Origin of the sequence: Streptococcus sp. HMSC066E07, from assembly GCF_001814695.1 — a bacterium.
GTDB lineage: Bacteria > Bacillota > Bacilli > Lactobacillales > Streptococcaceae > Streptococcus > Streptococcus hominis.
Genome location: NZ_KV817471.1, coordinates 1 through 202, shown reverse-complemented (window position 1 = coordinate 202; position 202 = coordinate 1).

Below are 202 nucleotides of genomic sequence, written 5' to 3'. Positions count from 1 at the left end.
ACCGCCGCCAGGTCATTCCACCGGAACTGATCGGAAAAATTGCTCCCACCAGGCTGGAAAGCATCAACCTGCGAGGCGTGTTCCGCTTTCCTGTTGACCGTTATGCCGACCAAATCCTGCCCTCGCGGCAGGGAGCACCGATAACTGGCACCAACGGATGAAACCGATCACGGTTTGACGCCACGAATCGCAGATTTGAAAG